Annotated in this window: 17 protein-coding genes; 8 read left to right on the top strand and 9 right to left on the bottom strand. The window is 72.5% G+C overall.

The features are described from left to right. From ACFV0G_RS26930 to ACFV0G_RS26905, 6 genes are all read right to left on the bottom strand, one after another. Positions 1-649: STAS domain-containing protein (locus ACFV0G_RS26930; RefSeq protein ID WP_380553142.1), on the bottom strand; the 649-nt coding region annotated here is incomplete at its 3' end. Between the two features lie 119 nt (positions 650-768). Beyond that, the gene (locus ACFV0G_RS26925; protein ID WP_380553138.1) at positions 769-978 is read right to left on the bottom strand and encodes a DUF6296 family protein; all 210 of its coding nucleotides are present in this window, start codon (positions 976-978) and stop codon (positions 769-771) included. Positions 979-1,446: 468 nt separating this feature from the next. Continuing rightward, positions 1,447-1,722 (bottom strand): isoamylase early set domain-containing protein, encoded by a 276-nt coding sequence (locus ACFV0G_RS26920; RefSeq protein WP_380553135.1) that lies wholly within the window; start codon positions 1,720-1,722, stop codon positions 1,447-1,449. 137 nt (positions 1,723-1,859) lie between these two features. Continuing rightward, positions 1,860-2,267 carry an STAS domain-containing protein gene (locus ACFV0G_RS26915; RefSeq protein WP_380553148.1) on the bottom strand — a complete coding sequence of 136 codons (408 nt, stop codon included), beginning with the start codon at positions 2,265-2,267 and terminating at the stop codon, positions 1,860-1,862. A gap of 95 nt (positions 2,268-2,362) precedes the next feature. After that, positions 2,363-2,749 (bottom strand): ATP-binding protein, encoded by a 387-nt coding sequence (locus tag ACFV0G_RS26910; protein WP_380553132.1) that lies wholly within the window; start codon positions 2,747-2,749, stop codon positions 2,363-2,365. Between the two features lie 82 nt (positions 2,750-2,831). Next, on the bottom strand, positions 2,832-3,212 hold the full coding sequence (locus ACFV0G_RS26905; protein WP_380553129.1) for an STAS domain-containing protein: 381 nt from the start codon (positions 3,210-3,212) through the stop codon (positions 2,832-2,834). Between the two features lie 211 nt (positions 3,213-3,423). Here ACFV0G_RS26905 and ACFV0G_RS26900 point away from each other — a divergent pair, with 211 nt between their 5' ends. After that, positions 3,424-3,834, top strand: a complete 411-nt coding sequence (locus tag ACFV0G_RS26900) for a hypothetical protein (RefSeq protein ID WP_380553145.1) — start codon at positions 3,424-3,426, stop codon at positions 3,832-3,834. Here ACFV0G_RS26900 and ACFV0G_RS26895 read toward each other — a convergent pair. Next, positions 3,821-4,087 carry a hypothetical protein gene (locus ACFV0G_RS26895; protein ID WP_380553126.1) on the bottom strand — a complete coding sequence of 89 codons (267 nt, stop codon included), beginning with the start codon at positions 4,085-4,087 and terminating at the stop codon, positions 3,821-3,823. The two genes, ACFV0G_RS26900 and ACFV0G_RS26895, sit on opposite strands and share 14 nt — an antisense overlap. 262 nt (positions 4,088-4,349) lie before the next feature. Between ACFV0G_RS26895 and ACFV0G_RS26890 the strand changes: the two genes are divergently transcribed. Together ACFV0G_RS26890 and ACFV0G_RS26885 are read left to right on the top strand one after the other, a co-directional pair. Beyond that, positions 4,350-4,562 (top strand): hypothetical protein, encoded by a 213-nt coding sequence (locus tag ACFV0G_RS26890; RefSeq protein WP_380553123.1) that lies wholly within the window; start codon positions 4,350-4,352, stop codon positions 4,560-4,562. A 15-nt stretch (positions 4,563-4,577) separates the two neighbouring features. Then, the gene (locus ACFV0G_RS26885; protein ID WP_380553120.1) at positions 4,578-5,126 is read left to right on the top strand and encodes a PAS domain-containing protein; all 549 of its coding nucleotides are present in this window, start codon (positions 4,578-4,580) and stop codon (positions 5,124-5,126) included. A 213-nt stretch (positions 5,127-5,339) separates the two neighbouring features. Here the strand turns inward: ACFV0G_RS26885 and ACFV0G_RS26880 are convergent, their stop codons facing one another. Then, positions 5,340-5,690 (bottom strand): helix-turn-helix transcriptional regulator, encoded by a 351-nt coding sequence (locus ACFV0G_RS26880; RefSeq protein ID WP_380553117.1) that lies wholly within the window; start codon positions 5,688-5,690, stop codon positions 5,340-5,342. A gap of 119 nt (positions 5,691-5,809) precedes the next feature. Between ACFV0G_RS26880 and ACFV0G_RS26875 the strand changes: the two genes are divergently transcribed. From ACFV0G_RS26875 to ACFV0G_RS26865, 3 genes are all read left to right on the top strand, one after another. After that, positions 5,810-6,244 carry an STAS domain-containing protein gene (locus tag ACFV0G_RS26875; RefSeq protein ID WP_380553114.1) on the top strand — a complete coding sequence of 145 codons (435 nt, stop codon included), beginning with the start codon at positions 5,810-5,812 and terminating at the stop codon, positions 6,242-6,244. A 20-nt stretch (positions 6,245-6,264) separates the two neighbouring features. Next, complete coding sequence (locus ACFV0G_RS26870) at positions 6,265-6,570, top strand: DUF6296 family protein (protein ID WP_380553110.1); 306 nt, start codon at positions 6,265-6,267, stop codon at positions 6,568-6,570. A 998-nt stretch (positions 6,571-7,568) separates the two neighbouring features. After that, positions 7,569-7,727, top strand: a complete 159-nt coding sequence (locus tag ACFV0G_RS26865) for a hypothetical protein (protein ID WP_380553107.1) — start codon at positions 7,569-7,571, stop codon at positions 7,725-7,727. Positions 7,728-7,918: 191 nt separating this feature from the next. On the opposite strand, the gene ACFV0G_RS26860 is transcribed toward ACFV0G_RS26865, so the two are convergent. Beyond that, positions 7,919-8,338 (bottom strand): PP2C family protein-serine/threonine phosphatase, encoded by a 420-nt coding sequence (locus ACFV0G_RS26860; protein ID WP_380553104.1) that lies wholly within the window; start codon positions 8,336-8,338, stop codon positions 7,919-7,921. A 363-nt stretch (positions 8,339-8,701) separates the two neighbouring features. On the opposite strand from ACFV0G_RS26860, the gene ACFV0G_RS26855 reads away from it, so the two are divergent. After that, positions 8,702-9,004: a hypothetical protein gene (locus tag ACFV0G_RS26855; protein ID WP_380553101.1), complete on the top strand. Its 303-nt coding sequence runs from the start codon at positions 8,702-8,704 to the stop codon at positions 9,002-9,004. Continuing rightward, on the top strand, positions 9,001-9,477 hold the full coding sequence (locus ACFV0G_RS26850) for a hypothetical protein (RefSeq protein ID WP_380553098.1): 477 nt from the start codon (positions 9,001-9,003) through the stop codon (positions 9,475-9,477). The genes ACFV0G_RS26855 and ACFV0G_RS26850 overlap by 4 nt, the downstream gene beginning before the upstream one ends. Positions 9,478-9,636 lie beyond the last annotated feature (159 nt).

The following is a 9,636-nucleotide window of genomic DNA, read 5'->3' as shown; positions in this document are numbered from 1 at the left end:
GGCCACGTCGATCGACTCCTGCACAGCACTCATCGCACGTCACTCGCTTCCACATCGGCTTCGGCGGTCCCAGACCGCCTGCCCCGGCGCCGGACACGCATGCAGGGCCGCCACCGATTCCGCCCCCACAGAGCAGCTGCGGCAACCGCCACGACCCGGCCACCGGCCCCTCGCAGGACGGGCCGGCCCGACCTACCGCGGCCCCAGCCCCAGCGGGGCCCGCAGGCTCCGATGGTTCGTCCGGGTGGAAACACCGGCCGCTCCGGCTCCCCGGCTGACAGGTAGGGGGGAGTTTCGCACCCACGGCCGGCGGTCCGACCGCACGGTGGGCGACGAACAGCCCGATCGCGTCCGCGGCCTCCAGCAGCCGGGCCACCGGCCGGGACGGACGGGCCACGCGCAGGACGACACCTCGCTCCTCGGCCTGCCGGCGGGCGTCCAGGAGTGCGTGCAGGAGCGCAGCGTCGGCGAACGACACCCCGGACAGGTCCACCGTCACCGGCGCCCGGTCGAGGTCGACGACGAGAATGTCGTCGAGTGCGGAGGCCAGCGGGGCGACCTGATCGTGGTCGACGTCCCCGGCGACCAGGAGCAGCGGCCCGTGGCAGCGATGAACGGTTGTCACGGTCAGCGGCGCTGCGGCACACATGCGTCCAACTCCTCCCGGCGTGGATGCCTTCACGGTAGGAGGTGGCGGGTGGCCGTGTCTGCCCCGCCCCGCGATGGCCCCGGCCCCCCGCAGGCCGGGGCCGGGCCGCTACCCGACACTCAGGGCAGCGGCTCGGCGTGCGGCAGCGCCCTTGTCCAGGGGCCGTCACCGGTGCCCGGCAGGACCACTCCGTCCTCGGTGATCTCCACCCGCAGCCGGCCGCTCGCGTCCACGAGCACCTCGTGGCCGTGCCGGCCCCGCACGCCGAGCGAGGACACGACCACCCGCCGCTGCGGGGCATGCGACCCGGGCCGCCCCGGAAACGTCACCAGCTACTGCCGCGCCGCCACAACCGCCACCGCCCGGCCCCGAAAGACCTGCGCCTACCCGGATCGGCACACCTGTAGCGATCACCGCGCCTCCCCCGCCGAACCGGCCCGGCGTGCAGAGGTCCGCCGCACCCGGCAGGCTCGGCACCGGGGCGTTCGCGGCGAAGGTCGGGGCCTCGGTCAGGTCCTCGGCGGCTGACCTGGCCGGCAAGCAGACAGGCGTGAGGGCGCTCGTTCCGCGCGCGCCGCGCCAACCGGATCCAGCCGCCGTCGTGGCACGCGGGAAACGCGGCCCGGGGCGGCGCCACGGCCCGTTGGGGTGCCCAACCGGCCCACTCGGACACAGGCCTGCAGCGCCGCCAGGCATGCCGGTCGACGGGCGCTGCCCTGGGGGCGGCCCCGTGATCGTGTCCGGAGCCGCCCCGAGGCTTTAAGCGGCCCGCCGCATCTGGGCGGGCCGGGGCCGGGTCAGGTGTGCAGGAGGCTGTTGCGGCCGTCGTGTCCGTCGGCCGCCTCGTCGTCGAACCAGTAGTCGCCGTGGGCGAGGTAGCGGAATGCGTGCCGCTGATCGTGGGGAAGCGCGACGGTGACCGCCCGGGTGCCGTCCGGACGCTCGGCCAGCGGGTGCGCACCGGGCCGCCAGTCGTTGAAGTCGCCCACCACGCTCGTCGCCCCGGCCGGGTGGTCCGCCGGCAGGACGAATGTGACCTGGGTGTGCTTCTTGGTCCGGCTGCGTTCCAACATCGGGCTGATCACTCCTCACGGATCGACGATCTCCTCCTCCGATGGTCGCCCCCGCGAGCGGCGGACCCGGTGCGCAAAGACGCCGACCTCGCCCGCTGTCACCCGGCCGCACCAACAGGGACCGGCTTGGCCGGCTCTCAGCGGGCCGAGCGGGTGCCGGGGATCGGGTCGATGGTGAGGACCCGGTCGGTACAGGTGAGGTGCAGCAGGCGCGTCATCGGCGGCGAGGGATCCGCCAGGTGCAGGGCGGTGCCCTGCCGCTCGGCGCGGATACGGGCGTGCAGGAGGGCGTTGAGGCCGCTGGAGTCGATGAAGTCGAGCGCCCCGAGGTGGACCACCAGGGTCAGCGGGGCGGCGGCGAGCGCGTCGTCCAGGGCGCGGGCGAGAACGTGGACCTCGTGCAGGTCGAGCTCGCCCGAACAGGCCACGACCGGGCCGCTGGGACTGGGACGGACATGGAAGGCGAAGTCGTGCTCGGCCCTGTCGATAAGGCCTCCCCGGGGTCGTCCCCGTTCGGCGGTCCACCCACCATACGGCGGCGGCACGGGGCGCAGCGGTGCCGCACTGTGAAGGTTCAGTGCCAAGGCCCTGCCGCCGCAAAGCAGGCGGTGCACCGAAGACGACGCCGGGGCCGGCTCCGTTACGCGGTGAACTCGGCCCAGACCTCCTTGCCCGTCCCGCACGGCCGATGACCCCACGCGGAGGCGACGCGCTGCACGATGAACATGCCGTGGCCGTGGTCGCGGTCCGGCACATGAGGCCGCGGACGGGGCGGGGCCGCCAGCGGGTCCGTGACCGTGATCCGCAGCGTGGTGCCGTCGTACTCGAGGTCCAGGCAGCTCGGACCAGGGGTGTGCTGGGTCGCGTTGGCGAGGAGTTCGGCGGCGACGATGGTGGCATCGATGGCCACCTGGCTCAGATGCCAGTCACACAGGGCCTGCCGCACGACATCGACGCCGACGCCGGTGGGTTCACCCGGACGGAAGCCGAGGTGGCGGTGTCGGGTGGTGGCGGACGAGGTGGTCATCACGCGGCCCCCGGTGGCTGAATCGTGCTCTGACCAGAGCGCCTGCCCCGCCCTGCTCGCTCTACACCCGGCAAGACCGTGGCTACTGTCGGCCACCTCCGTTACCGTCCGTGCCGACGTGGGCCTGTATCACGTCGTCGACGGTGGGATAGGTCGGGAACAGCGGGGCGGCCTCGGTCACCGACAGGACCCGGCGCACCACCGGGCTCGGGGCGACCAGCACCAGGGGGATGCCGTCGGCCGCCGCTGTGCGCCGCGCCCGCACCAGCTGGCTGAGCGCCGAGGAGGTGAACAGGTCGACGCGGGCGAGGTCGAGTGCCAGCACGCCGGGCCGTTCGGCGAGTGCCCGGCGCAGCGCGCGGTCGCCGACGGCCTCGTTGTCCATGATCATGTCGCCGGTGAACGCGCACACCACCACCGGCCCCACCCGCGTCGTGCTCGTCTTCAGGACCGGCGCCGTCACCCACAACCTCCCTTGGGCGCAGGGTCGCGCCGGGGCCCGCGTCCACGCCCGTCGGGTTGCCTTCACCGACCGGGCGGAGCCCGGGTACGACCGGTGCCCCCACGCTACCCCCGCCGCCACGGTGCCGCTCCTCATCACCACGGTGTCCACACGGCGGAAGGCCCGGGCCGGTGACCGGCCGCTCGTGCCGCACTAGGGTGTGGCCGTGGACATGCAGACCACCATCGCGCGCCTGGCCGAGGAAGCCGAGCTGCAGTTCCGGGACGGGACGTGGGAGCCCACCCCGGCCGACCGTCTCCTCGCCGCCGAGGCCGAGGCGGACCTCGCCGCCGCCGTCGCACCGCCGCACGTCCAGGAAGGCTTGCCACCCATCGACCGGCTGGAGCGCCTGCGCACCGCGCTCGCCGTCCTCGCGGTCGCCATCACCCGCGTCCACGGGCACCTCGCCTGGTTCCTCGCCGCCGCCAGCACCGCCCTCGCCCCCGTCCTGCACTGGCGCGCCCTGCCCGCCGAGGAGGGCCACTCCTTCGGCGCCGTCCTGCCAGAACCCGGGCAGTACGCGGACGCCGAGGACGCCGTCCGCCGTCTCCAGCAGACCCTCACCCGGATCAGCGCCGCCTGACCGCGGCACCGCGGGTGGGCACCGCGCAGGCGCGGCCCCGCGGGTCGGTGACCGCCGGAGGCCGCTGCTGTTGAGGACCGGGGTCAGTCCCACTCCTCCTCGGCTCCATCTCCGCGGTCTGCTGCCCGGCCCGCATGTGGCGCTCAGCGTCCTCCCTCGCCCGCTGCTCCGCCTCCTCGGCCTTCGCGCCCTGGTCGCCGATGGCGCTCTTGGCCCGGTCGGCCGGGCAGTGCTTCTCGGGTGCGCAGGACAACGACGGTCTCCCCGGCAGACGGTGCTCGTGCACTACTGGCCGGCGGCACTCGCCTTTGACCGGCCCCGGCCGTGGTCCTGGCCTGGACGGTTCGGGCGCGCCGGTGGCTGGTGGGAGGACATAGCCGCCGCCGGACCTGCGAGCGGGCATGAGGCACCGCAGGTGGAGCCGGCCGATCCGGGGCGGCAAGCCGGGCGGGGACGCAGTACGGAGTCGTTGAGGCGGCCGGTCCTGGCCGCCTGACAGGCTGCGCAAAGGAGACGTGATGGCGTCGAACGAGTCTCCGGCTCCGGGCATCTCGCCGGAGGCTGAGGCGCGCACCGAGCTACTGCGGGCGATCACTGCGGAAACCCGGGCGCTGGGCCGGTACAGCGAGCAGCACCACCGTGCGCTGGTGGAGCTGGCACACGCGTACGCGCTGGTGACCGGCGGCCTCGGCGCGCCGGCAACCTCCAGCCCGAAGCAGCGGCTGTAGGCGGGCAGCGGCGCGATGGTGCCCGGCGACGGCGATCGGGGCGACGAGCAGCGGTTGCTGGTCTCGGCGTTCGCGGGGTTGGCGGCCGGCGTGTTCCTGCTCGACGCGGGTGGGCGGATCCTGGCCGTCAATCCGCGGGCCGAGGAGCTGCTGGGCCGCCGGGCGGCGGCGATGGTTGGGGCGGGGGCGCACGGGTTGCTGCACCGGGGTTCTGACGGTGCGGTGGTTCCGCGCGTGCAGTGCCCGTTGTTGGCCGTTGTGGAGACCGGGCGGCCGGCCTGGGGTGCGAGCGATGCCTTCCTGACCGGTGACGGCAGGGCTCTGCCGGTGCGCTGGTCGGCAGCGCCCGTCGTGCGCGGCGGCCGGTCGGTGGGCATGGCCGTGCTGTTTGCCGATGTCGCGGGAAGCAGTGCGCCCGTCGGGCCGGAGGCCGCCCAGGTGAGCCGCCTGGAGGACCTGACCCAGCGGCTGACCCTGGTGGGTGCAATCACTGAGGTGCTCTCCGAGACGCTGGACGTCGAGGAAGCGGTGGGCCTGCACTCGGCGGCGGCCTTGAGCCGTTAGGACCCTGGCGACCGCGGTCGGCCGCTCGCCCGGGGTGCTGCGCGGCGGCCGGCTGCTGGTGATCACCGCCCAGGACGTGCGCACCGCGCTCCGGGGCGGTCGGTGGGATGCGGCAGAGGACCGCTCCATCGCCGAACAGGAAGCCGCCCGCGCAGTGGTCGCAGCGCCGCGGGCTCGCCGGGATGTCGCCGGGGCAGGGGCCGAGGGCGGCCCTTACCCGTTCACGGATTCCGGTCCGGCCGGGGGCGGCGACGCTGTGTCGGTGTCCGTCGGGCTGTCGAGAAGGGCGAGGAGGGAGGCGACGGTGTGGCCGGCCTCGGCCGGGTGGCGTAGCTGGGTGTCGGGGCTGATGTGGTAGCGGTTGCGGCGACCCTCGCGGTGGCGGGTGAGGTATCCGGCGGTCTCGAGGTCGGTGACGATGGCCTGGACGGCGCGTTCGGTGACCTGGCAGGCGGTGGCGAGGTCGCGCATCCGGATGTCCGGGTGGCGGGAGATCAGGGACAGTACCCGGGCGTGGTTGGTGAGGAACGTCCATGCGGCGCGCGGGTCTCGGTCGGTCTCCATACCGCCATCGTAGGATCTGTGCTTCCCGCACCGCAATGTGCGAATTCCTATTCGGGTATCTATTGACAGGTATCGCTGCCGGTCGGACCATCGGCAATGAGGCAGGAGAGGAGACCGTGATGGCCGCGACCGCTTACTCCCCGGGCCGGATTTCCGCCAGCCCCTTCCCTACCGCGGGGGCGACTCCTGCCGCACCGGCCTACTCCCCGCTGTTCACGGATGCCGCCGGGCGCCTGAGTGTCCGGGCGGTGCGCGCCGGCAGCCGGCCCCGCATCCGGATCAGCGGCGAAATCCACTTCGACACCGTGCCCGCATTGCGCACCGCTCTGGAGACCCTGACCGCGGGCAAACCACGCGCGGTCGACCTCGACCTGGGCGCCGTCACCTTCATGGACTGCTCCGGCCTGAACGCGCTGCTCGAACTGCGCCGGCGCGGCCTCGCCACCGGCTTCCCCGTCCGCCTGCGCGCCGCGAGCTGGCCCGTCCTGCACCTGCTCGACCTGTGCGACGCGCTGCCCCTGCTCACCCGCCGGCCCCCACCCGTCGGCCCCTGACACGAAGAAGGTGGACAGCCTTGCACGCACGTCCTTCGCGGTGGCTCCTCACCTTCCCCGGCAGCCCCGGCTGCCACGCCGAACAGCACTGCATCGTCGTGTCCCTCACCGGCACCGGACCCGCCGGACACCCCCTCTACAGCGACGCCACCGGCACCGTCCTCGCCGAGATCACCACCCAGGGACACGTCCACCTCCTGGACACCGGTCCACAGACACTCCCCCGCACCCCCGTCCACGCCCAGCCCCTCACCGACACCCCCGCCATCCCCACCCCCCTCCGAACACACAGCACCCGCCCAGGGCCCCGACCGGCCCGGACCTGACCCCGTCCGGCCCGCCCGAGTGACGTTGTCGCCGCTTCCGGTACGCGACCACCCTGATCGACACCGAGACCGACGAGCGGATGGATGTCCTGCCCGGCCGGGGCGCCGACGCATCGGAGAGGCGGCCGTGCGAGCACCCCGGCGTCGAGGTGGTGAGCCGGGACGGCACCCGGTGCCCACGGCGAGGCCTTCCGCCGCGCTCTGCCCGAAGCGGTCCAGATCGGCGACGGGTGGCGCATCCGGCGCGACCTGTGCGAGACCGTCCGGAAGGAGGGGCGCATGCACGCCGCGTACTGGGCCACCATAGATCCACCTCGCCCGGAGGAGTGCGCGCGGCGACTACCCGAGCGTTGGCACCGGGTCCGTGACCTGCGCGGCACGTGCGCGGGCCTACACCAATGAAGTTGGCAGGTCAGGCTCGGTTGTGGGTGGGGGGGTGGGGGGGGCCCCGCCCCCACACGGGCCCGCGCCCCCCCCCCCCCCCCGCCGGCGCCCCCGCGGGCCCCGCCCCCGGCGGGCGGGGGGGCCCCCACACAACCTTGTTTGGTGCCCCGCGGGGGTGTGTGGCTCACCCTACCCGCCCCCCCCCCCACCCGAAGGCGAGCCGCTCGACACCTCACCAGACGAACCACGTTTCCCGCTCGACTCACGAGATGTGCTGATCAAGACCCGCTCAGACCTCGGTCCAGGGCCCAGAACTCACAGTCGCCCGGTCGGATCACCAACGCCGGGGCGAAGCCGTCGTTGAATCATGCGTGATGACTCCTCCATGCCACGGTTCCCGGCCTGGTCAGGGCGGGATCGGACGTGGCGACCGTGCCTTGACCCTTGCCAGGCAGCGCGCGGCAGCGTGGGTGTGGGAACTCGCCGACCGGCACAACGACCCCGTACAGCGGGGCGTGCTGGCGCGCGTGGCTGCGGCGCTGGGCCGGGTCGACGGCGACGGCGATTCCGTCGACGGGGGTGCGGCAGCGGCAGCGTTGCTGGGAGCGGCAACGATGGGCCGACTACCCGCCCTGGAGGCCGGGGAGCGGGCGGCGCTGGTCGCGGTGTGCGCACTGGCAGTCGGAGCTTGCCGCTCGGACACTGCGGACCTGACCGCCTTCATCGACCGCGCCGTCGCCGCGGGACGGGCGGCTGCACCGGACTACGAGTGAGAGAGACCCCGAAGCGTGGCCAACGGCCGGCACCGGTCACGTGGTGTCCGTCCATACCGGGTGCTCCCGATGGGTCTGACGGGCCTTCTTCTCGCGGGCCTGCTGGCGCACGCAGGCGGTGCGGGCCCTGGGCGTTGCGGGGGGGTGTCGTGCGGGAGTCGGCGACGGCGTCCTGCTTCGGCACGCCCCGGTCAGCCAGGCAGGGTGATTGCGGTGGCGGCGGGATCGTGCGGGCCGGGCGGGGTGCGCAGGGCGAGGATGGCGAGGTCGTCGCGGCCGTCTCCGATGCGGGCGTCGGCCAGCGTCCGACACAGGTCGTCCAGCAGCAGGCCGGCGTGGGCGCCGGCCGTGCGGGCGAGGGCCGCCAGGCCAGCGTCCAGGGGGCGGTCGGCGTGCTCGACCAGGCCGTCGGTGAACAGCACGAGCGTTGCGCCGGCCGGGAGGGTGTGGTGGTGGTCGGGGCGCGGCACCTCGGTGTCCACGCAGAGCGGCAGGCCCGGTTCGCCCTGCAGGTACCGGGCGGTGCCGACGGTTGGGACCAGGAGCGGCGGCGGGTGTCCGGCGCTGCTCCAGTGCAGCGTCCAGCCGTCCTCGGCGGGCTCGATTCGCACCAGTAGGCGGGCGCCGGAGGACGCGGGGCCTGGGCGGCACGGGTGCAACACGGCCCCGCCGCCACCCTCCGGGAGCCCAGCGAGTACGAGGGCCCCTCTCGCTGATGGAACATCGCGGACGAACGGGCCGAGCGGCGGGCGCTGAGCGCCGGACTCTTCTACGGCGCGGTCGCGAGCATCTGCGCGCCGCTGAGCGACGACCACTGACTCCGCTCACCAGGAACGATTTCTCACCGGATAGGGCTCGGCGCGCTGCACTCGGAGCTTCCCCACGAGCCACCGGCGCGGAGACAAGCGCAACACCAGCCTCGGCTTCACTATGGCCATGGATCTGTCGTAGCCAGCTCCCGGAGGAGAAGAGATATGGGGCGCAGCCCAGACGAACGTACCGCCACCTTTCAGCGCGAGTTGGAGCAATTAGCCAAGGATCTGTTCGACCCTCAACTCGACGCCCTCGGCTTGAGCCTGGACCAGATTGAGGCGCAGAGCTTGGACGAACTTGAGACGAGCCTGGACCGAATCAGCGACGCAATTGCCCATCCTGAAGCGTTTGGCACCTTCAATGTAATGATGACTGCGGAGGGCCGCCTGGTCATCGCGCGGGCTGGCTCCAAAGCACCTCTCACCGTCGGGGCTCTACCAGTCCTACTCCAGCGCAAAAAATGATTCTGGAGCGGATCAGTGCCCTGCGCCCCCATGAACAGCTGACATCTGTCCGCAGAGAGGTCGCCGAAAACGTCGTCGAAAGTGATCTCAAAGATCAAGTTCTCGGCCTTATCGATGATCGCTTGGCCGCCGAACGAGAGCGGAGCGAACAGCTCGAGCGGGAGTTGAAATCCGTCGACCAGACTGCTGTAGCGCGAACGGAGCAGATGCGCCTCAACGTGGAACTCAAGGAACGACGCTCTAAGATCTACAAGTCGCTGCTAGAACGCGATACTGTCGCCGGGGCGATCGGGCCGGTCCTGCTTTTCATGCTTGCTGGGTCCCTCGTGGTCGCAATGTTCACCCACACACCGTTCTCATCTGCGGTCTCCGACAGCTTCCTGCTGATCCTTGGTTACTTCTTCGGCCAGACCACGAGCCAGAAAACCGAACGTACGATCACGAAGACACCGGAGGCAGGCGAGCAGAACTGACCCTGGTCACATACGACGCGAGAGTAGACGCCGGCCGCAAATGCGAAGGTTCCGAAGACCTGGTCCTTCCGCCCGTCCGCCCGCGTGCGCGCCCTAGCGGGGCCACCCGGCCCCCCCGCAGAGGATAACACACAACACCACGGCGCGCCGACAACAGTG

Origin of the sequence: Kitasatospora sp. NPDC059571 (assembly GCF_042735675.1) — a bacterium.
Classification (GTDB): Bacteria; Actinomycetota; Actinomycetes; order Streptomycetales; family Streptomycetaceae; genus Kitasatospora.
This window is presented reverse-complemented; position numbering and strand designations above follow the sequence as displayed.